At 56.1% G+C, this 21,412-nt stretch carries 15 protein-coding genes and 1 tRNA gene; 15 read left to right on the forward strand and 1 reads right to left on the reverse strand.

Annotated features, from left to right (window positions below):
* Nucleotides 1-10 precede the first annotated feature (10 nt).
* A complete protein-coding gene (locus tag NQH49_RS00655) occupies nt 11-604 on the reverse strand; it encodes an HD domain-containing protein (RefSeq protein WP_256697992.1) in 594 nt (197 codons plus the stop codon).
* A 62-nt stretch (nt 605-666) separates the two neighbouring features.
* On the opposite strand from NQH49_RS00655, the gene NQH49_RS00660 reads away from it, so the two are divergent.
* The 15 genes from NQH49_RS00660 to bcsD all read left to right on the forward strand — a co-directional run bounded on the left by NQH49_RS00660 (nt 667) and on the right by bcsD (nt 21,404).
* On the forward strand, nt 667-1,131 hold the full coding sequence (locus tag NQH49_RS00660; protein ID WP_008104624.1) for a MarR family winged helix-turn-helix transcriptional regulator: 465 nt from the start codon (nt 667-669) through the stop codon (nt 1,129-1,131).
* 102 nt (nt 1,132-1,233) lie between these two features.
* The gene (locus tag NQH49_RS00665) at nt 1,234-1,662 is read left to right on the forward strand and encodes an organic hydroperoxide resistance protein (RefSeq protein ID WP_008104621.1); all 429 of its coding nucleotides are present in this window, start codon (nt 1,234-1,236) and stop codon (nt 1,660-1,662) included.
* A 268-nt stretch (nt 1,663-1,930) separates the two neighbouring features.
* Complete coding sequence (gene eptB, locus NQH49_RS00670; protein WP_256697993.1) at nt 1,931-3,622, forward strand: kdo(2)-lipid A phosphoethanolamine 7''-transferase; 1,692 nt, start codon at nt 1,931-1,933, stop codon at nt 3,620-3,622.
* A gap of 103 nt (nt 3,623-3,725) precedes the next feature.
* Nucleotides 3,726-3,802, forward strand: a tRNA-Pro gene (locus NQH49_RS00675).
* 970 nt (nt 3,803-4,772) lie between these two features.
* Nucleotides 4,773-6,383, forward strand: coding sequence for a dipeptide ABC transporter periplasmic-binding protein DppA (gene dppA, locus NQH49_RS00680; protein ID WP_256697995.1), 1,611 nt, complete (start codon nt 4,773-4,775; stop codon nt 6,381-6,383).
* Between the two features lie 198 nt (nt 6,384-6,581).
* Nucleotides 6,582-7,601 carry a dipeptide ABC transporter permease DppB gene (dppB, locus tag NQH49_RS00685; protein ID WP_154181932.1) on the forward strand — a complete coding sequence of 340 codons (1,020 nt, stop codon included), beginning with the start codon at nt 6,582-6,584 and terminating at the stop codon, nt 7,599-7,601.
* A 9-nt stretch (nt 7,602-7,610) separates the two neighbouring features.
* On the forward strand, nt 7,611-8,513 hold the full coding sequence (gene dppC, locus NQH49_RS00690; protein WP_061719333.1) for a dipeptide ABC transporter permease DppC: 903 nt from the start codon (nt 7,611-7,613) through the stop codon (nt 8,511-8,513).
* 12 nt (nt 8,514-8,525) lie between these two features.
* Nucleotides 8,526-9,512: a dipeptide ABC transporter ATP-binding protein gene (gene dppD, locus NQH49_RS00695; RefSeq protein ID WP_008104610.1), complete on the forward strand. Its 987-nt coding sequence runs from the start codon at nt 8,526-8,528 to the stop codon at nt 9,510-9,512.
* On the forward strand, nt 9,502-10,509 hold the full coding sequence (gene dppF, locus NQH49_RS00700; protein WP_256697996.1) for a dipeptide ABC transporter ATP-binding subunit DppF: 1,008 nt from the start codon (nt 9,502-9,504) through the stop codon (nt 10,507-10,509). Before dppD ends, dppF begins: the two co-directional genes overlap by 11 nt.
* A gap of 474 nt (nt 10,510-10,983) precedes the next feature.
* On the forward strand, nt 10,984-11,658 hold the full coding sequence (gene bcsO / locus NQH49_RS00705; protein WP_256697997.1) for a cellulose biosynthesis protein BcsO: 675 nt from the start codon (nt 10,984-10,986) through the stop codon (nt 11,656-11,658).
* A complete protein-coding gene (bcsQ, locus tag NQH49_RS00710; RefSeq protein WP_256698000.1) occupies nt 11,649-12,449 on the forward strand; it encodes a cellulose biosynthesis protein BcsQ in 801 nt (266 codons plus the stop codon). Before bcsO ends, bcsQ begins: the two co-directional genes overlap by 10 nt.
* Before the next feature lie 54 nt (nt 12,450-12,503).
* Nucleotides 12,504-14,609, forward strand: coding sequence for a UDP-forming cellulose synthase catalytic subunit (bcsA, locus tag NQH49_RS00715; RefSeq protein WP_256698001.1), 2,106 nt, complete (start codon nt 12,504-12,506; stop codon nt 14,607-14,609).
* A complete protein-coding gene (gene bcsB / locus NQH49_RS00720; RefSeq protein ID WP_256698002.1) occupies nt 14,606-17,143 on the forward strand; it encodes a cellulose biosynthesis cyclic di-GMP-binding regulatory protein BcsB in 2,538 nt (845 codons plus the stop codon). The genes bcsA and bcsB overlap by 4 nt, the downstream gene beginning before the upstream one ends.
* A gap of 11 nt (nt 17,144-17,154) precedes the next feature.
* Nucleotides 17,155-20,958: a cellulose biosynthesis protein BcsC gene (locus tag NQH49_RS00725; RefSeq protein ID WP_256698003.1), complete on the forward strand. Its 3,804-nt coding sequence runs from the start codon at nt 17,155-17,157 to the stop codon at nt 20,956-20,958.
* Nucleotides 20,958-21,404, forward strand: a complete 447-nt coding sequence (bcsD, locus tag NQH49_RS00730; protein ID WP_008104594.1) for a cellulose biosynthesis protein BcsD — start codon at nt 20,958-20,960, stop codon at nt 21,402-21,404. Before NQH49_RS00725 ends, bcsD begins: the two co-directional genes overlap by 1 nt.
* The last annotated feature ends 8 nt before the right edge of the window (nt 21,405-21,412 follow it).

Raw genomic sequence — 21,412 nt, forward strand, 5'->3', positions numbered from 1 at the left:
GGCGGGTTTTTTAATTTATAGCGCCGTACTTTGCCGCCTGTTTGATGAACCAACTCTCTGGCACGCTGTATGGCGGCAGCGCTAATTGCGCTAATCCCTGTTTGATGGTTTGTTCAGCTTGCTGCCACAAATGACTATCGCCCTCGCGCAGGAGCTGAATCTGAATCTGCTTTTCCACCAGATAGACGCGCGCAAAGTCGGCATCGTACTGCACGATGGCGCGAGTATTGTCGATGATGTCGGCCAGCTTGATGGTTTGCGCCTCGGGCGAGGCATCGGCGGTATGACGGAAATGCGCCAGCTTACGTGCGGCGCGATTTTTCGCTGCAGGCTGCGCGCTGTCGGTGAGTTGATCTACCAGGTCCGCCACGCGCGCGCCGAAATGGCGCTCGATATCATCTAAGGTGCTAGGCGTGTCTTCAACTGTGTCATGCAGCCAGGCGGCGGCAATCATCTGTTCATCATCGGTAACGCTACGCACTAACTCGGCGACGGCAGCCGGATGCACAATGTAAGGCTCGTCAGTGTATTTGCGGCGTTGACCCGCAGCAGCATGCGCTTCAGTGGCATAACGGCGCGCTTGCTCTTCCAGTGAATCTCGCATATTTCACTCTCCCAGAGAAAAGTCGCTTGCAATTATCTAGCGCGCTATTTATATTCAAACCCATGAACAGTAATCAAGATGACAAAAAAGTGAAGCAGGCGCCACTTCAGTTAGATCAGCAGCTCTGCTTTGCGCTGTATTCGGCGAATCTCGCGATGCACAAAGTCTATCGCCAGCTGCTATCCAGGCTGGAGATTACCTATCCGCAATATCTGGTGATGCTGGTGCTGTGGAATCAGGACGATGTGACGGTTTCCGAGATTGGTGAGCAGCTGTTTCTTGATTCAGCAACGCTGACGCCGCTGCTGAAACGTCTGGAGAGCGCGGGTTTACTGCGACGCCAGCGTTCACGCCAGGATGAGCGTCAGGTTGTGGTGACGTTGACCGATGAAGGTCGAGCGTTGCGTGAGAAAGCGGAAAGCATTCCGGAAGCCATTCAGTGTGCGACGGCCTGCGATGATCAGGCAATGGCGTCACTGAAAGGTCAGTTAGACGAGTTGCGCGACAGCCTTTACCGCGCCAATTGATGTTGAGTAGGGGAAGTCGCTGTCCCGACATCCCCATAGATGACGTTCAGGTTTGCGCATAATAAGTAGTGCGCGATTATATAGCGAATTAACGAGGTTATTATGTCTTTAGAACAAGTTGTTTATACTGCAAAAGCAAAAGCCACCGGCGGTCGTGATGGTCGTGCGACTTCTTCTGACAACGTGCTGGATGTAAAACTGGGCGTGCCAAAAGAGATGGGCGGCGCAGGCGGCGAAGTGACTAACCCAGAGCAGCTGTTTGCCGCGGGTTATTCAGCCTGTTTCCTCGGCGCGATGAAGTTTGTAGCTGGCCGCGACAAGATTGCGATGCCGAAAGATGCATGGATTGAAGGCGAAGTGGGTATTGGCCCAATCCCGAACGGTTTCGGAATTGAAGCCAAGCTGAATATCCATCTGCCAGAAATGGATGCGGCTGAAGCGCAGAAGCTGGTGGATGCGGCGCACATCGTTTGCCCATACTCAAACGCAACGCGTGGCAACATCGACGTGACGCTGAACATCATCAACTAATTGATGTGGCTAGCGATAAAAGGCTCCTGCGGGAGCCTTTTTTACATCTGAATTACATTCGAACTGCTTCAATTAGAAAAATTGTCTGGTCTTACCATTGGTTAAATGTTCTACTGCTCGGCTTCGCGCCATCGCCCTTTCGCCAGTCGGAATCGTCCCGATCCTGCATCTTGCGTCACGCTTTTTCCGCGGTTTAGCGAACTCTGCTGTCTTTAAACAGTCACATAACGGTTGATACAACGACACCAGGTCGGGAATAGATATTTTCATGAATTATATTAAAAGTTTAACGCAGCAAAAGCTGTCTCTGCTGCTTGCCCTCTATCTGGGCATCTTATTGAATTTGCCAATATTTTATCGCCGCTTTGACGGCTTTTTAACAAAATCCAATATCTCAAATTGGCTCTCAGCTGCCGCAGAAGTGATGGCTGCCGTACTTCTCACCTTTTTCCTGATGCGCCTGCTGTCGCTGGGCGGGAAATGGGCTTATCGCATACTGGCCACACTCACCGTGATCATTTCTGTTGCTGCCGCCTATTACATGGCGTTTTTCAACGTGGTGATTGGTTACGGCATTATCGCCTCGGTGATGACCACCGATATCGATCTCTCTAAAGAAGTGATTGGCCTGCATTTCGTGTTGTGGATGGTGCTGGTGAGCGCGCTGCCGCTGCTGCTTATCTGGCGCAATAACCTCAGCCACACGCTGATTGAACAACTTAAAACGCCTGGCCAACGTCTGAAGCCGATAGCCGTTATGCTGCTTAGCGTCGCGCTGGTGTGGCTGCCAATTCGCTATTTCGACAAGCTGCAAAAGGTGAATGAAGAAATCACCAACATCGATTTACCGAGTTATGGCGGCGTGGTGGCGCACTCCTATCTGCCATCCAACTGGATCGCCGCACTGGGCCTGTTTGCCTGGACTAAAGTCGATGAAGAGTGGGATGGCCAGGAGTTGCTCGATCCGGCGAAGAAATTTACCTACGTCGCGCCAGCGGGCATCGACGATACCTATATGGTGTTCGTGATTGGTGAAACCACGCGCTGGGATCACATGGGGATGCTTGGCTACGATCGTGATACCACGCCGAAGCTGTCGAAAGAGAAGAATCTGGTCGCGTTCCGTGGTGAATCTTGTGATACCGCCACCAAGCTGTCGCTGCGCTGCATGTTCGTGCGCGAAGGCGGCACCATGGATAATCCGGGTCGCACGCTGAAAGAACAAAACGTTTTCGCTGTATTGAAAGAGCTGGGCTTTACGTCTGAGTTGTTCGCGATGCAGAGCGAAGTGTGGTTCTACGATAACGCTGACACCAATAACTTCTCGTTCCGCGAGCAGATTGGCTCAGAGAAGCGTAATCAGGGCAAAGCGGTCGATGACATGCTGTTAGTGCCGGAGTTACAGGCATCGTTACAACGCTTCCCGAAAGGCAAGCATGTGGTGATTCTGCACACTAAAGGCTCGCACTACCTTTATTCTCAGCGTTACCCGCGTGATTTCGCGCGCTATAAGCCGGAATGCATGGGCGTTGATGAGAAGTGCAGTAAAGCGCAGTTGATTAATGCCTATGACAACTCGATTTTGTACGTTGATACCATGCTGGACAGCGTGCTCGATCAACTGCGTGATAAGAAGGCGATTGTGTTCTACGCCTCCGATCACGGTGAGTCGATTAGCGAGAATATGCACTTGCACGGCACGCCGCGCGAGATGGCGCCACCGGAGCAATTCCGCGTACCGATGATGGTGTGGGCTTCTGATAAGTATCTTGAGGACCCAACTAACCGCAGCAACTTCGAACGTTTGCAGGCACAGCAGCGCGTGGGTAAAACTCATCGCCATGTTGAGCTGTTCGATACCATTATGGGTTGCCTCGGCTACACCTCGCCAGACGGCGGAATTAAAGATGCGAATAACTGGTGTTCGGCACCGGCAGCCACGCCGGCTAAACCGCTTTGATTTGCTGGGGTTGCTGATCTTTGCTTGCTTTCCAGGCGATCAGATGGGTTTTCAGTAAAAGGCATTGACGCTTTTTTAGCAGCGCAGTAATATGCGCCCCCATCGGCGAGTAGCGCAGCTTGGTAGCGCAACTGGTTTGGGACCAGTGGGTCGGAGGTTCGAATCCTCTCTCGCCGACCATATTTGAAGAAACCTGCTTTTATAAGCAGGTTTTTTTTCGTCTGTAATTTGGGATTCTATATAGTTCGCTCCTCAGCCGATCAGGCTGAAATACAGGGCCGCTCCGTAAAGTCGCCGTGGACACATCCCTGTGGGCTCTGCCGACGCATCCATGCGTCGGAAGCTTTACTCCGCGGCCCTGTATCTCATCCTTAATGGGGCTCCGCTGCGTTGGGTTATACAGCCACACCGATGTTGATCAGCGATGGGAAGGCGGCTCGGTTAGCAAAGCGTCCGCCGCAGGGATGCGGCGGTCGAGGCTACAGGGACGTATTCACGCCGACTTTGCGTTCGAGCCGCCTTTCCTGAGCAACGCAACGAGCGAACAGCAAAACCCGTCTATTTAAGCCTTCCACGCGTCAAATCAATAATAACTAGTAATATCCCCAGTCTACTCTCTGCATCCCTTGCCAAATCACACCAACAGGCTTAATTCGCGAAACATTCTTCTTATGACCTGTTTATGCATCATGCTGATTTCTTATGCCATTTCACTAGCACATTCCGCTGCCTGAACGTCATAACGCACGAAGAATCGTTCAGATATTCAACATTTACCAATAAGTTTTGTGTGTTTTTTAACGGTGATAATCACTGCCATTTGGCTACATAGCCAGATAATCACGCGGCATTGAGCGCTTTATCACCTTTTTTAATTTTGGCTTACGCTGAGAAGGGTGTTTTTTATCGTTGCTTGCACTTACTCACACTCTGTGTAAATAACCCCACACTGTATTGACGTTCATTGCAACTGTTGACAAATTGATGCGTCAATAAAATGTAGAGAAGGACGTGTCTGACAGATTCCACGGTGCCAGCACAAAAAAATAACCGCTCACATTTTGCTTACTCTTAATTGACCTGCCCGAACCGCATAAAAAAATCAGAGGTCGGGCGACGCACACAACATCACATCACAATGGAGCAAAACATGATCAACTCCCTGGCTAAATCCAGGATGCTGAAGGTCGGTCTCAGCCTGATTGCTATGACCGTTGCCGCTGGTGTCCAGGCGAAAACCCTCGTTTATTGTTCAGAAGGTTCGCCGGAAGGCTTCAACCCGCAGCTCTTCACATCGGGCACCACCTACGACGCAAGCTCCGTACCGATCTACAACCGTTTGGTTGAGTTCAAAACCGGTACCACTGAGCTGCAGCCAGGCCTGGCAGAAAAATGGGATGTCAGCGCGGACGGTAAAACCTATACCTTCCACCTGCGTCAGGGCGTGAAGTGGCAAACCACCAAAGACTTCAAGCCAACCCGCACCTTTAATGCCGATGACGTCGTGTTCTCCTTCGAGCGTCAGCTCGACAAAAACAACAAATACCACGGTGTTTCTGGCGGCAGCTACGAATACTTCGAAGGCATGGACATGCCTAAGCTGATCGCCAAAATCGAGAAAGTTGACGATTACACCGTACGCTTCACCCTGACGCGCCCAGAAGCGCCGTTCATCGCTGACCTCGGCATGGACTTCGCCTCAATCATTTCTAAAGAATATGCCGACAACATGCTGAAAGCGGGCACGCCTGAGAAGCTGGACCTCAATCCAGTGGGCACCGGTCCGTTCGTACTGCAGCAGTATCAGAAAGACTCGCGCATTCTGTACAAAGCGAACCCAGACTTCTGGGGCACCAAGCCGAAGATTGATCGCTTAGTGTTCTCCATCACGCCAGATGCGTCTGTGCGTTATGCGAAACTGCAGAAGGGTGAGTGCCAGGTAATGCCGTATCCGAACCCGGCCGACATCGCCAGCATGAAGAAAGACGACAAAATTAACCTGATGGAACAGCCTGGTCTGAACGTCGGTTACCTGTCGTTCAACACCGAGAAAAAACCGCTGGATAACGTGAAAGTGCGTCAGGCACTGACCATGGCGGTGAACAAACAAGCCATCATCGATGCCGTTTATCAGGGCGCTGGCCAGGCCGCGAAAAACCTGATCCCACCAACCATGTGGGGCTACAACGACGACATCAAAGATTACGCCTACGATCCTGAGAAAGCGAAAGCGCTGCTGAAAGAAGCGGGCATGGCGGATGGTTTCTCTATCGACCTGTGGGCAATGCCGGTTCAGCGTCCATACAACCCGAACGCACGCCGCATGGCGGAAATGGTTCAGGCTGACTGGGCGAAAATTGGCGTGAAAGCCAAAATCGTCACCTTCGAATGGGGCGAGTACCTGAAACGCGCGAAAGCCGGTGAACACCAGACCGTGATGATGGGCTGGACCGGTGATAATGGGGATCCAGATAACTTCTTCGCCACGCTGTTCAGCTGTGCAGCGGCGAAAGACGGTTCTAACTACTCACGTTGGTGCTACAAGCCGTTTGAAGATCTGATTCAGCCAGCCCGTGCTGAAGCCGATCACAACAAACGTATTGAACTGTACAAACAGGCTCAGGTAGTGATGCATGACCAGGCGCCAGCGCTGATCATCGCCCACTCAACCGTATACGAGCCAGTGAGCAAGAAAGTAACAGGTTATGTGGTTGATCCATTAGGTAAACATCACTTCGAAAACGTCGATATCCAGGAATAACCTTTCGGATTATCGCGGTCAGGGCCAGCATTGCTGGCCCTCGGGCGGCACCTTCGCCGCCCGTATTCCGCTCTTTTTTTCCGGCAAATTCTAATATTGAAGCGCTTCTTGCGTCGCGTCTGCCCCTGGCGGGCTGCGAGTGTTGAGCAATGTTGTCCCCGGCGGTAACGCTGTGGGAAATGTCAGAGAACCAGGATTATGCTGCAATTCGTACTCCGACGTTTGGGCCTTGTCATCCCAACGTTCATCGGTATCACATTATTGACCTTCGCGTTTGTCCACTTGATCCCCGGCGATCCGGTGCTGATCATGGCCGGCGAACGCGGTATCTCTCCTGAACGTCACGCGCAACTGATGGCGCAATTTGGCCTCGATCAGCCGATGTGGAAGCAATATCTCACCTACATCAACGGCGTCTTGCACGGTGACCTCGGCATCTCGCTGAAAAGCCGTATCCCGGTCTGGGACGAATTCGTACCACGCTTCAAAGCCACGCTGGAACTGGGCATCTGCGCCATGTTGTTCGCCGTGGCGGTTGGTATTCCCGTTGGCGTGCTGGCCGCAGTAAAACGCGGCTCGATCTTCGATCACACCGCCGTAGGCATCTCGCTCACCGGTTACTCGATGCCGATTTTCTGGTGGGGCATCATGCTGATCATGCTGGTCTCGGTGCAGTGGAACCTCACGCCGGTCTCCGGGCGCGTCAGCGACACCATCTTCCTCGACGACAGCCATCCACTCACCGGCTTTATGCTGATTGATACGCTGTTCTGGGGCGAAGAGGGCGATTTCAAAGATGCGGTGATGCACATGATTTTGCCGGCCATCGTGCTCGGCACCATTCCGCTGGCGGTGATTGTGCGTATGACGCGATCCTCAATGCTGGAAGTGCTGGGTGAAGATTACATCCGTACCGCGCGTGCCAAAGGCCTGACGCGTATGCGTGTGATTGTGGTGCATGCGCTGCGTAACGCCATGCTGCCGGTCGTCACCGTGATTGGTTTGCAGGTCGGTACGCTGCTGGCCGGTGCGATTCTGACCGAAACCATCTTCTCGTGGCCAGGACTTGGTCGCTGGCTGATCGAAGCGCTGCAACGCCGTGACTATCCGGTGGTGCAGGGCGGCGTGCTGCTGGTGGCGATTCTGATCATCGTGGTCAACCTGCTGGTTGATCTGTTGTACGGCGTGGTCAATCCACGTATCCGTCATAAGAAATAAGGGGGAATCATGTCTGCTGTTGATCCCGCAAGCGTAACTGCTGCACCCAAGCCGATGACCCCGTTGCAGGAATTCTGGCACTACTTTAAACGTAACAAAGGCGCGGTAATCGGCCTGGTTTACATCGTTCTGATGCTGTTGATCGCCATCTTCGCTGATGTGCTGGCACCGCACGCACCGGCCGAGCAATTCCGCGATGCCTTGCTGCATCCGCCAGTCTGGCAGGAAGGCGGCAGCTGGAGCTACATTCTCGGTACCGATGACGTGGGCCGCGATGTGCTGTCGCGCCTGATGTACGGCGCGCGCCTGTCGCTGCTGGTCGGCTGCATGGTGGTGGTGCTGTCGCTGATTCTCGGCGTGATATTTGGCCTGATGGCCGGCTACCTCGGCGGCGTGGTTGACGCCATCATTATGCGTGTGGTCGATATCATGCTGGCGCTGCCAAGCCTGCTGCTGGCATTGGTGCTGGTGGCAATCTTTGGTCCGTCGATTGTTAACGCCTCGCTGGCGATTACCTTCGTCGCCTTGCCGCACTATATCCGTCTGACGCGTGCTGCTGTGCTGGTTGAAGTGAACCGCGATTACGTCACCGCTTCGAGCGTGGCGGGTGCCGGTACGCTGCGCCAGATGTTCATCAATATTCTGCCTAACTGCCTGGCACCGCTGATCGTGCAGGCATCATTAGGTTTCTCCAATGCCATCCTCGATATGGCGGCGTTGGGCTTTCTCGGTATGGGGGCGCAGCCGCCAACGCCGGAGTGGGGCACCATGCTCTCCGACGTGTTGCAGTATGCGCAAAGTGCCTGGTGGGTGGTGACATTCCCTGGAGTGACCATTCTGCTAACGGTTCTGGCATTCAACCTCATGGGCGATGGTTTGCGTGATGCACTCGACCCGAAACTCAAGCAGTAAAGAGGCACCGAGATGGCGTTATTAAATGTAGACAAGTTATCGGTGCATTTCGGCGACGAAAAAACACCGTTCCGTGCGGTTGACCGCATCAGCTATCAGGTCGAGCAAGGCCAGGTGGTGGGTATTGTTGGTGAATCTGGCTCGGGCAAATCCGTGAGTTCACTGGCGATTATGGGCCTGATTGATTATCCCGGCCGCGTAATGGCGGAAAAACTGGAGTTCAACCAGCGCGACCTGCAGAAAATCTCCGAAAAAGAGCGCCGCCAGCTGGTGGGCGCAGAAGTAGCGATGATTTTCCAGGACCCCATGACCAGCCTCAACCCGTGCTACACCGTGGGTTTCCAGATCATGGAAGCGCTGAAGGTGCATCAGGGCGGCAGCAAACGTACGCGTCGTCAGCGCGCGATTGATCTGCTCGATCAGGTGGGCATTCCTGACCCGGCATCGCGTCTTGATGTCTATCCGCATCAGCTGTCGGGCGGTATGAGCCAGCGCGTGATGATCGCCATGGCGATTGCCTGCAAACCGAAACTGCTGATCGCCGATGAGCCAACCACCGCACTCGACGTCACCATTCAGGCGCAGATCATCGAACTGCTGCTGGAGTTGCAGAAGCAGGAGAACATGGCGCTGATCCTGATTACTCACGATCTGGCGCTGGTGGCCGAAGCGGCACAGCACATCATCGTGATGTATGCCGGACAAGTGGTGGAAAGCGGTAAAGCGGTGGATATCTTCAAAGCGCCGCGTCATCCATATACGCAAGCGCTGCTGCGCGCGCTGCCGGAGTTTGCCGCCGATAAAGCGCGTCTGGCCTCGCTGCCTGGCGTGGTGCCGGGTAAATACGATCGCCCAACCGGCTGCCTGTTAAATCCGCGCTGCCCGTATGTGACCGATCGCTGCCGCCGCGAAGAGCCGGAGCTGCGCGACATTCCGGGCCGTCAGGCCAAATGTCACTTCCCACTGGATGATGCCGGGAGACCGACTTATGAGTCTTGATAACAACCAGCAGGATTACCTGCTGCAGGCGATTGACCTGAAAAAACACTACCCGGTGAAGAAAGGTCTGTTTGGCCAGGAACGTCTGGTAAAAGCGCTGGATGGCGTCTCGTTCAACCTCGAACGCGGCAAAACGCTGGCGGTGGTGGGTGAATCCGGCTGTGGTAAATCCACGCTGGGCCGCTTGCTGACCATGATTGAAACGCCAACCGAAGGCCAGCTGTTCTGGCACGGTCAGGATCTGTTAAAACACGATCCGCAGGCGCAGAAACTGCGTCGTCAGAAAATCCAGATCGTGTTCCAGAACCCTTATGGTTCGCTCAATCCGCGTAAGAAAATCAGCCAGATTCTGGAAGAGCCGCTGGTGATCAACACCTCGCTGACCAAAGCGGAGCGCAAAGAAAAAACGCTGGAGATGATGGCGAAGGTAGGCCTAAAAACCGAGCATTACGATCGTTATCCGCACATGTTCTCGGGCGGCCAGCGTCAGCGTATCGCGATTGCGCGTGGTTTGATGCTCGACCCGGATGTGCTGATTGCCGATGAGCCGGTCTCCGCGCTCGACGTTTCGGTGCGTGCGCAGGTGCTTAACCTGATGATGGATTTGCAGCAGGATTTAGGCTTGTCCTACGTCTTTATCTCGCATGACCTGTCGGTGGTGGAACACATCGCCGATGAGGTGATGGTGATGTATCTCGGCCGCTGCGTTGAGAAGGGCAGCAAAGAGGCGATCTTCAGCAATCCGCGCCATCCTTACACGCAGGCGCTGCTGTCAGCGACACCACGTCTTAACCCGGACGATCGCCGCGAGCGCATCAAGCTCACGGGCGAACTGCCGAGCCCGCTCAATCCGCCGCCGGGCTGTGCGTTTAACGCGCGCTGCCGTCGTCGTTTTGGCACCTGCGTTCAGTTGCAGCCAAAGCTGAAGCAGTATGGCGATCAACAAATCGCCTGCTTCGCGGTGGATCAGGATGAGAACCAGCCAGTGGGCGCGTGATAAATTACCGCTATAAATGAATGAAGGCTCCTGCGGGAGCCTTTCTTTTATCCTTAATACATCAGATTAATTAACGACAAAACCTGTTATGGCCAAAGCTATGCAAAAAGCATTACGCGAGTGCATCAGTGCTCAATTGGTCCTGACCAGGACTTAAAGCGTAAAGGCAAATTCTTATTTGCGTCGGGATTGCGTGAGCGACTTCACAATGAAATAAAATCCATAACTTGCAGCGCAATAGAGAAAATTCAGTAGCTTAGGTTAAAATCCCCTGCGTAATTATTTCTGTTAATTGATACTAATTAATACCCGTCAATAAATAACTGCACGCTTCTTGCATGCCCGTTTTTTCAATCTTAAAGATAGAATTCTTTTGTTGAATGCGGCGTTTTAATAATCAGATTTGTCTCACCGTCTTTTAATGTGTGTGATATATTCGCGGAAAATTCCCTCCCGCTTTTACAGGCTCTGATCATGAAGAATTACGACGATCTGCAGCGTTTTAAAGAGAAAACGCAGACGCTTGATATCGCTTTTAAGGATATGTCCGGTCAATCGCATGAAGCCGATCAAAGTCAGTGGGCGTTACTGCGTCAATTGACCACCGATCAAGAGCCTGAATTAGGAAGCGGCCAGCGCATTGATATGCCGCAACCGCATCCGATTCGCGGGGATGAATTTAGCGCACCGCCGGAGCCTGCTCAGGCTGCACCTGACAGTCCGGCTCGTGGATCGATTCTCGACAGCCTGAACGCGCCTGCCGCCGCCCAGCCGGAGACCGGCTCATCGCTGTTTCCGCCCGCGCCATCAGTTAAACCGGTGTCGTCTGCTACGCCATTAGCGCCGAAAGCCACGTTGGTGGAGCGTCAGGCCACGACTTCACTGTTTCCGCCGGCCAAACCTGTCGCCGCATCCGCTGCACCAATTGCTCAGCCTGCTGCTGTTGCCGCGCCTGCACCGGCAGCGCCAGCGCCGATCGCGCCAGCCCCTGCGCACACCTTTGCCGCTGCGGTTGAACCGGCACGTCCGGCTGCGCCCGCACCGTCTCGCTTTGGTGCGCTGTTCCGCTCGCGTCCCGCCGAGCCCGCTAATTTGTCAAAAGAAACACCGTTAAAACCGCTACTGGAGAAGATTGCGCTATGCCGTTAGTTTGTGTGTGCTCGCCAAAAGGGGGAGTAGGGAAAACCACCATGGCGGCCAACCTTGCGTGGAGTTTGGCTCGCGCTGGCAGCAAGGTCTTGGCAATCGATTTCGATGTTCAGAACGCCTTGCGCCTGCATTTCGGCGTACCGCTGAATGATGGTCGCGGCTTTGTCGCGCGCTCTGAAGATCAGGCTGACTGGAGCCAATCGATTCTGACCACCGGCGGCAACATTTTCGTCATGCCTTATGGCGAAGTCAGTGAAGAGCAGCGTGAACGTTTTGAAGAGAACCTGGTAAAAGATCCGCATTTCCTGAAACGCGGTCTGGACACGGTATTGAATTATCCGGGACTGGTGATTATCGCCGATTTTCCGCCAGGTCCGGGTCCCGCGCTTAAAGCAATGCAGGCACTTGCCGATATGCATTTAGTGGTGATGTTAGCGGATACCGCGTCGGTCTCTTTACTGCCGCAAATTGAAAATGACCGCATGATTGGTCAGCCGCTAAATAATAAACGTGGTCATTATTTTGTGCTTAATCAGAGCGACAATCGCCGCAATATTAGCCGTGAAGTTACCGCTTTTATGCAGCAGCGCCTGGGTGAGAACTTATTAGGCGTGGTACATCGTGATGAAAGTGTCGCGGAAGCCAATGCCTCGCAACAATCTGTTTATGATTTCAGCCCAGCTTCCGCCGCTGCGTTTGATATCGAATTAGTGGCAAAACGCGCAGCCAATATCCTGAATATCACCGTCGGCAACGGCGAAGTTCAGGCACCTATTCGCAGCCACTATTAATAATGAGGCCGTCTCCGGCCCCATAATAACAACACAGCTTCTTCAGGGTGAATCATGAGTAAACTCGGGTTTTACCTGCTGCTGCTGGTGCTTGCACCAGTGGCGGCGGTAATCGTCATCACGCCTATGGACAGCCAGAAGCAATATATATTTGGCTTAATCAGCATCGGCATGATGTTTTTACTGGGCTTCAGCAAAAGCCGCAAAATAACTATCGTCATGGTTATCCTATCCGCGCTGATGTCGACCCGATATATCTGGTGGCGCACCACGGAGACGCTGCAATTTAATTCTGAGATTGAAGCGATTCTCGGTATCGGCTTATATCTGGCCGAACTGTACGTCTGGCTGATCTTAATTCTCGGCTTCCTGCAAACCACCTGGCCATTAAAACGCACCATCGAACCTTTGCCGGATGATACCAGCCTGTGGCCGACGGTGGATGTGTATGTTCCAACCTACAATGAAAGCCTCGATGTGGTACGTGATACTGTGCTGGCGGCGCAGTGTATTGATTACCCGCGCGACAAGCTGAAGGTCTATTTGCTGGATGACGGTAAACGCAGTGAGTTTGCGGTATTTGCCGCTGACGTCGGCGTGGGTTACATCACCCGTGACGATAACAATCACGCCAAAGCCGGTAACCTCAACCACGCCATGAAGATCACCAAAGGTGAGCTGATTTGCATCTTCGACTGCGATCACGTGGCTACGCGCACCTTCCTGCAGGCGACGGTCGGTCCGTTCCTGAAAGATCCCAGGCTGGCGCTGCTGCAAACCCCGCACTACTTCTATTCACCGGATCCGTTCGAGCGTAACCTGCGCGCGGCGCGCAGCATCCCGAACGAAGGTTCACTGTTTTACGGCCCGGTACAGCAGGGTAACGATAACTGGAACGCCACCTTCTTCTGCGGCTCCTGTGCGGTGATTCGCCGAAGCGCGCTGGAAGAGATCGGTGGCTTTGCGGTAGAAACCGTGACGGAAGATGCGCATACCGCACTGAAAATGCAGCGTCTCGGTTGGGGCTCGGCCTTCCTGGCGATTCCGCTGGCGGCCGGTCTGGCCACCGAGCGTCTTGGTCTGCACGTGGTGCAGCGTAACCGCTGGGCGCGCGGCATGACGCAGATCTTCCGCGTCGATAACCCGCTGTTTGGCCGTGGATTGAAGTGGCAGCAACGTCTGTGCTACCTCAACGCCATGCTGCACTTCCAGTTCGGCTTGCCGCGCGTGGCGTTCCTGACGGCACCGCTGGCCTACCTGCTGTTCAACCTGAATATCATTCACTCGTCGGCATCGCTGATTTTCGCCTACGTCTTGCCGCATCTGGTGATGTCGCTCTACGTCAACTCACGGATGAACGGCAAGTTCCGTTACACCTTCTGGGGCGAAATCTACGAAACCGTGATGTGCTTCCACCTCGTAATCCCCACGCTGTTGACCATGCTGGCACCGAAGCGCGGCAAGTTTAACGTAACGGATAAAGGTGGCCTGCTCGATCAGGGCTTCTTCGACTTCCACATCGTGCGTCCACACGTGATTGTCGCGGTGCTGCTGTCGATTGGCATCATCGCTGGCGTGGTACGTGCGACGGCGCATGACTACTTTGGCGTCGATCCTTACGTTATCGCCCTCAACGTCGGCTGGGCGGTGTTCAGCCTGATTATCCTGATGGCGGCGATTGCCGTGGCGCGCGAAACCAAGCAAGTGCGTAAAACCATCCGTATTGAAGTGCAGATTCCGGCGGTGATTCACTACGCCAGCGGCATCTCGTCGCGCACGAAAACCAGCGATCTTTCGATGGGCGGCGCGCAGCTGGATGCGCCGGACAATCGTCACGAACACGATGAAATCGAAGAGATCGACCTGTTGCTGAAATCGGGCACCATCACCATTCCGGTGAGTAAAATCTCCGGCGATGAAGAGAGCATCCGTCTGCGCTTTGGCGATATGCCGCTGTCGCGCCGTCGTGAATTGGTGCGCGTGGTGTTGGCGCGCGCGGATGCCTGGATTCAGCCGGAATATAAGCAAGACAATCCACTGGTTTCGCTTGGCACCATTATTCGTACCGTCTTTGAGCTGTTCTGGCTGACCTGGAAAGATCGCCGTGAGAAGCGTAAGCGTGATAACCAGCCCGCCGCAAAAGAGGACAGCGCTGCATGAAGAATTTGACGCAAACGTTGCTGGCAAGCTCGCTGGCAACGGCGCTGCTGTTTGCGCCAGCGTGGGCCGAAACCCCGGCGGTCACCCAGGATAGCGGTGCGCTTTCTGACGTGCCGCCGCCGCAAGGCATTGAAAGTGCGGCCGATCAACAGCTGCAACAGGCGGCAGGCGCGGCACCTTATGCGCCAGTAGAAACCGCACCACAAACTGCACCGGAAGCGGCACCGCCAACCGCACCGACAACGGTAAATGAAACGCCCGCCGAACCGGCGGCCAGCGAACCTGCACCTGTAGCCGCACCAGAAATGGTGTTGCCAACGGTCGCGCCAACCGCACCGGCGGTGATGCCAGAGACGGCTTCCGCAACGCTCAACCAGCCAATCAGCAGCATTGTTTCGGTGGCGCAGATGGGCCAGCCGCGCGGCATTACATTGACCGGCGGTCAGCTGCAATCCGGTATCGTGTTCACGCTGCCCAGCGATGAAGTGATCACCAACGCGCGCCTCAATCTGTCGCTGCGCGTCTCGGCGGCGCTGGCAGCACGCAACACCTCGCTGCAGCTGATGCTGAATGGTCAGCCGCTTGGCACTTTGCCGCTGGGCTCCAGCGACAGCGATGTCAGCGATTACCAGCTGGATATTCCGGCGGCGATGGTGGTCTCAAGCAACAACCTCAGCTTCAAGATTAACGATGCCGACAAGCTGCTGTGCGAGAAAGAGAGCGCGCAGCAGTATCAGGTATCGATTCTGCCGAAAACCACGCTGAGCCTTGAAGGCCAGCAGCTGAACATTGGCACCAGCCTGCGTAACTTCCCGCGTCCATTTATCGATGCGCAGCGCATGACGCCCGCCAGCGTCACCTTTGGCTTTGCCGCCAATGCCGCGCCGGACAGCATCAGCGCCGCTGCGCTGGTGGCATCGTGGATGGGCATTCAGTCGGATTATCGCGGCATCCGTTTCCCGGTGGTGCGCGGCGATCTGCCGGAACACAACGGCATTCTGATCGGCCATCCAGGCGACAAGATTGGCACCGTAACCTTGCCAGCCACCAACGGTCCGCTGTTGCAGGTGATCGATAATCCCAACAATCCGGTCTACAAATTGCTGCTGGTGGTCGGGGCGAATGACGATCAGCTGCGTCAGGCCGCTAACCGTTTAACCACTCAGCCGCTGGCGACCGATGCCAGCAGCCTGAACGTGCAGCCGCAGCCGATTGGCGTGCGTAAGCCTTACGATGCGCCGCGCTGGATTAACACTACGCGCCCGGTGCGACTGAGCGAACTGCTGCGTAAAGATCAAAGCCTGACCACCACCGGCATCTGGCACGATGCGCTGAGCGTTAACTTCCGCGCCGCGCCGGATTTGTTCCTGTGGGATGGCGATACCATTCCGGTGGAGCTGCACTATCGCTTCCCATCCGAAAGCTGGATTGACGAGAACAACTCGTTCCTCAACGTGATGATTAACGGCACCTTCCTGCGCAACCTGACGGTAAATAAAGTCGGCTTGCTGGAAAGCGCCTGGCATCGTCTGGGCGGCGACGCGCGTCAGGAGCATTACACCCTGAAGCTCGAACCTTACCTGATTTACGGTGACAACCAGCTGGCGCTCTACTTCAACATCAAGCCGAAAGCGGATGCACCGTGCGGCGTGCTGCTGAACAACAACATTAAGAGCCGCATCGAAGAGGATTCGTGGATCGATCTGAGCCACACGCGCCACTTCACCATGCTGCCGAACCTCTCTTACTTTGTGGGCGCCTCGTTCCCGTTCTCGCGTCTGGCGGACTTCTCACAGACCACGCTGCTGCTGCCGGAACAACCGAGCGATGCGGAGATCTCGACGCTGCTGGATATGGCTTCCCGCGCCGGGAACGCCACCGGCGTGCCGCTGCTGCAAAACCAGGTGCTGTTTGGCCTGCCAAACGGCGGCACCAACATGACGCGTCTGCAGCAGAGCGATCTGCTGGCGGTGAGCACCACGCAGAACAACGACTTTAATCAGGCAATGCTGGCCAACACGCCGTTTGATACCAGCGGCAACACGCTGGGCGTGAAAGAGCCGACCACCTGGGACAAGCTGCGCGGCTGGCTGACCGGCGACTGGTATCGCCAGCAGCTGGATGCCGATCGTTACTTCTCCTCCAACGAAGCGTGGCGCGGCTTTGTCAGCTATCGCTCGCCGTGGAACCCGGATCGCTTAGTGGTAATGACGGTGGCGACCAGCGATCAGCAACTGCTGCGCCTGCATGAAGACCTGAATTCCGCGCGCATCAACGCCGGTATTCGCGGCGATACCGCCATCATCACCGATGAGAATGGCATTCGCAGCTTCCGTGTCGGCCCGCAATTCCCGAGCGGCGAAATGCCGTGGTACATGATGGTGGTGTGGTATGCCAACCAGCACTCGGTGCTGATGGCGCTGGCGGCGCTGCTGCTGTCAGCGTTGGTCGGCGGCGGTGCATGGGTGATGCTGAAACGTCATGCGTGGCGTCGTCTCAACCCCAAAGTTGATAGCAAGTCCGGCAAGAAGTAAGGATAAAAACAATGAAAAAACATCTGTTAAGTGCCGGTATTCGTCATGCCCTGATTCTGGGTGGGGCACTGACGCTCTCTCAGCCGCTGCTGGCGGCGGAGAGCACTAATCCTGCGTTACAGGCGCTGTTCGATCAGGCGGCGTACTGGCACCAGAAAGCGCATGACGATTTGGCGAAAGCCTCGCTGCAGAAAGTGCTGATGGTTGAGCCGAACAACACGCAGGCGCTCTATCTGCTGGCGCTCTATTCGCAGCAGAGCGGCGGCACGGCGGAAGCGGCGCAGTGGCGTGCGCGCCTGAGCGCGGCCTCGCCGAACGATCCACATCTCACCGAGCTGGACAATGCACGCCAGCTGCAAACCATTCCGCAGGCGCAGCTGCAGCTGGCGCGCCAGCAGGCACGCAGCGGCAACATCGCGGCGTCGCTGCAAACCTGGCGTAACACCTTCAGCGGCAACGAGCCGCCGCCGAGCGTAGCCGCCGAATATTATCTGACCATGGCGGGCGATCGTTCCCTGCTGCCGCAGGCAGTGGAAGCGCTGCGTCAGTTCTCTGCCGATCATCCGCAGGATACCGGTGCCAAACTGGCGCTGGGTAAAGCGCTGACTTATCAGGAATCGACGCGTCGTCAGGGTATCGATGTGCTCGGCAGCCTGGCGGACGGCAACAAAGAAGCGGATCGTTCGCTGCGTCAGGCGCTGTTGTGGCTGGGTCCGCAGGCTTCTGATGCGTCGCTGTACCAAACCTGGCAGCAGCGCCATCCACAAGATAACGCGGTGCTGGATTACTACCGTAAAAACGTCGGCGGCGCGGAGAAAGGCGCGGGGTTTACTGCGCTGAACAGCGGCGACGTCAGCAACGCGCAGAACAACTTTGAGAAAGTGCTGCAAGCCAACCCGCAAGATGCGGATGCGCTGGCTGGCATGGGCTATGTGGCCCAGCGCGCCGGACGTTACGCCGAAGCGGCGGATTACCTGACGCGCGCGGCGCAGTTGGGTGGCGATCAGAGCGACACGCGCCAGAAGCAGGCCGCTGATGCACGTTTCTACGCGCAGCTGGCCACCGCGCAGCAGGCGTTGAAAAACGGTGACAGCGCGCAGGCGTTGGCGCTGAGCGAACCGCTGGCGCAGGCCGACGGCGAGAAAGGCGTCTCTGCCAAACTGTTCCGCGCCGATGTGCAGCGTCGCAGCAATCAGCTCGATCAGGCGGAGCAAACCTATCGTTCCATCCTGCAAAGCGATGCCAATAACCGCAATGCCAAAGAAGGCTTGTTCTACGTGCTGCGTCAGCAGAACCGTGGCGCAGAAGCCAACACCTTGCTGGCATCGCTGCCCGACAGCGTGCGTCAAAGCGTGGCACCGCGCGGCAGCAGCACCGATCCGATTCGTGCGCAGGCCAAGCGTGAAGCGGCGGCGGGCAACAACAGCGCGGCTATCGCCACGCTCACAAGCGGTATTCAGCGCTATCCCAATGATGGCTGGCTGCGTCTCGATCTGGCGCGTCTCTACCGCGCGCAGGGCGATAACATGATGGCGGCAAATATCATGCAGCCGACTATGCGCAGCGGTGCCAGCACCACCGAACTCTACGCGGGTGCGTTAAACGCCAGCGAAAGCAGCGCCTGGCAGCAGGCGAGTTTGCTGCTGTCACGCATTCCTAATAGCAGCAAGAATAGCGATATGCGCGAGCTGGCGCAGCGCGTCAACTTTAACCTGCAGATGGCCACCGCCGATCAATATCTGGCGCAGGGCTCGAACGCGGCAGCGGCCAACACCTTGCGTGCGCTGGCATCGACGCCGCCGTCTAATCCGGTTGATGCCGGTAATCTGGCGCAGAAGCTGGCGAAAGCCGGCGATATCACCACTGCCGTTTCTGTGGTGCGCAGCAACATGCAGCGCGGCATTCAGGGCAACGCCGGTGATTACGCCGCGCAGGTGGCGGTGCTGAATCAGGCCGGTCTGAACACCGAAGCGCAGAGCTTCCTCAGCAGCCCGGAATTGCAGGCACGCAGCACGCCAACTCAGCTGACGGGCATCCGCAACGGCTACGTGATCAACGAAGTGGATCGTCTGCGTGAGCAGAAACAGTACGCCGCCGCTTACGACAAGCTGGTGGGCGCGCTGCAGCACGATCCGCAGAACCGCGATCTGATGTTCGCCATGGCGCGACTCTATCAGTCCGGCAAGATGAACAAAGAAGCGGGCGTGGTGTACGACTACCTGATGACGCAGGATACCGCGACGCAAGACGCGCGCACCGGCGCCATCAACGTGGCGCTGGCACAGAATGACGTCAACAAAGCCAATACCTTAACGCGCGGCCTGCGCAATGAGCAGTCGCCAGATCGCTTGCTGCTGTTAGCCCGCGTGGCCGAAGCCAACGGTGAACACAGCCAGGCGATGAGCTATCTGCGCACCGCGCGCGGCCAGCTGATTGGTCTGCAGGGCGCAGAAACCGGCAGCGTGCCAAGCGTCGGTGGTTTGGCATTGGCCGACAATCCGTTTATCAATCGCGGCACCTCGCCGGTGGGCCGTTCGCCGTCCAGCTATGGCGCGGTGATGCCGTGGCAGTCGGCTCCAGCGGCCACCAGCAGCGCCGAAGGCGTGACGCTGGCAAGCAACACGCCGGCGATTCAGCAGAGCCAGACGCTGCGTCAAATCGACAACATGATGGACGATCTGCAAGAGAAAACCGGCACCTGGGTGCAAGGTCAAATGCAGGTACGCGGTCGTGATGGCGAATCAGGCTTGAGTAAACTCACCGAAGCCAAAGCGCCACTGACTTTCTCCACCGTGCCGTTTGGCGATGCGCGCTTCGACTTCACCATGACGCCGATTTCCCTCACTGCAGGCAGCGCCGGTGGCGACGCATGGCGCCGTTTCGGCACCAACTCGCTGGTGCAGGGACAAGTGGTGGCATCGGGTGATGCGAAAATCGACGATGTGCCAAACTCTTCCACCGACTCGCAATCCGCGACCGGCGTGGAGCTGAACATGGCGCTGAAGGGCGACAGCTACAAGATTGACCTCGGCAGTACGCCGCTGGGCCAGGACTTGAGTACGCTGGTGGGCGGCGTGCAGTGGTCGCCGAAGCTGACCGACTTCCTGACGCTGATCCTCACCGGTGAACGCCGCGCGATGACCGACAGCCTGTTGTCGTATGTCGGTGTCGAAGACAAAACCAGCGGTAAACGCTGGGGCCGCGTGACCAAAAACGGCGGTAACGCCTTGCTGAGTTATGATAACGGCGATGCCGGTTTCTACGTTGGCGGCGGCGCGTACAGCTACATCGGCGAAAACGTGGCGAGCAACAACAGCGTGCAGGCGACCGCAGGCGCGTATGTGCGTCCGTATCACCTCGACGATCGCGAGCTAAAAGTCGGCATGAGTTTGTCGTGGATGGATTACTCTAAAAACCTCAGCTACTTCAGCTACGGTCAGGGCGGTTACTTCAGCCCGCAGAACTATGCGTCGGTGTCGTTCCCCATCGAGTTCAGCCGCAAGTTTGACGACCTGAAAGTGAACGTCGGCGGTTCGGTAGGTTATCAATCCTACAGCCAGGATAAGAGCGCCTACTTCCCGAATAATCCGTCGTTGCAGGCGCAGCTGCAAAGTCTGGCCGATCAAGGCTACGTGAAGGATGCGTTCTACAGCGGCGAGAGCAAAAACGGCATTGGCTACAACCTGCATGCCGGTGCGGATTATAAGATCAACAAAGATGTCACTGTGGGCGGTCAATTAGGCTACGACACCTTTGGCGATTACAACGAAAGCACAGCCAATCTGTACTTCCGTTACATGTTCGGAGATTACTAATGAGTGAGCAAGTAACCGCACGCGTCAGCCATCCGCATCAGCCGGGCTGGTTTGATCTGGTGAGCGCGATGATTGAGAGCATGCTGGACAACGCGGGCGAGGAAGCGGAAGGCTTTCTCAACGGCGTCGGCGTTTCGCTGGCTACGCGCTATCCTTTACCCGACGCGCGCACCGTGCAGGATCTGGAACGTGAAATGAATTTGCAGCTGGCGCGCTTTAACTGGGGCTTTGTGCAGTTACAGCCGCAGGAAAATGCCATTCTGATTCAGCACCACGCGCTGCCGCAGGGCGACAGCAACGTCGGTGTTGAACGCTGGCAGCTGGCGCTGAGCGCAGTGCTGGCGGGCGTGTATGCGCAGTGGCTGCAGGCACAAGGTGGCAGCGCGGCGGTGCCGGTGACGCTTGAGAACAACGACGGCGGCACGCTGCACTATCGATATCAATAGGAAGCTGT

Origin of the sequence: Pantoea trifolii, from assembly GCF_024506435.1 — a bacterium.
GTDB lineage: Bacteria > Pseudomonadota > Gammaproteobacteria > Enterobacterales > Enterobacteriaceae > Pantoea > Pantoea trifolii.

Excerpts from the sequence above, each read along its gene's own strand:
- NQH49_RS00655 (WP_256697992.1), bottom strand. The coding sequence starts at position 604 with ATGCGAGATTCACTGGAAGAGCAAGCGCGCCGTTATGCCACTGAAGCG.
- NQH49_RS00660 (WP_008104624.1), top strand. The coding sequence starts at position 667 with ATGAACAGTAATCAAGATGACAAAAAAGTGAAGCAGGCGCCACTTCAG.
- NQH49_RS00665 (WP_008104621.1), top strand. The coding sequence starts at position 1,234 with ATGTCTTTAGAACAAGTTGTTTATACTGCAAAAGCAAAAGCCACCGGC.
- eptB (WP_256697993.1), top strand. The coding sequence starts at position 1,931 with ATGAATTATATTAAAAGTTTAACGCAGCAAAAGCTGTCTCTGCTGCTT.
- dppA (WP_256697995.1), top strand. The coding sequence starts at position 4,773 with ATGATCAACTCCCTGGCTAAATCCAGGATGCTGAAGGTCGGTCTCAGC.
- dppB (WP_154181932.1), top strand. The coding sequence starts at position 6,582 with ATGCTGCAATTCGTACTCCGACGTTTGGGCCTTGTCATCCCAACGTTC.
- dppC (WP_061719333.1), top strand. The coding sequence starts at position 7,611 with ATGTCTGCTGTTGATCCCGCAAGCGTAACTGCTGCACCCAAGCCGATG.
- dppD (WP_008104610.1), top strand. The coding sequence starts at position 8,526 with ATGGCGTTATTAAATGTAGACAAGTTATCGGTGCATTTCGGCGACGAA.
- dppF (WP_256697996.1), top strand. The coding sequence starts at position 9,502 with ATGAGTCTTGATAACAACCAGCAGGATTACCTGCTGCAGGCGATTGAC.
- bcsO (WP_256697997.1), top strand. The coding sequence starts at position 10,984 with ATGAAGAATTACGACGATCTGCAGCGTTTTAAAGAGAAAACGCAGACG.
- bcsQ (WP_256698000.1), top strand. The coding sequence starts at position 11,649 with ATGCCGTTAGTTTGTGTGTGCTCGCCAAAAGGGGGAGTAGGGAAAACC.
- bcsA (WP_256698001.1), top strand. The coding sequence starts at position 12,504 with ATGAGTAAACTCGGGTTTTACCTGCTGCTGCTGGTGCTTGCACCAGTG.
- bcsB (WP_256698002.1), top strand. The coding sequence starts at position 14,606 with ATGAAGAATTTGACGCAAACGTTGCTGGCAAGCTCGCTGGCAACGGCG.
- NQH49_RS00725 (WP_256698003.1), top strand. The coding sequence starts at position 17,155 with ATGAAAAAACATCTGTTAAGTGCCGGTATTCGTCATGCCCTGATTCTG.
- bcsD (WP_008104594.1), top strand. The coding sequence starts at position 20,958 with ATGAGTGAGCAAGTAACCGCACGCGTCAGCCATCCGCATCAGCCGGGC.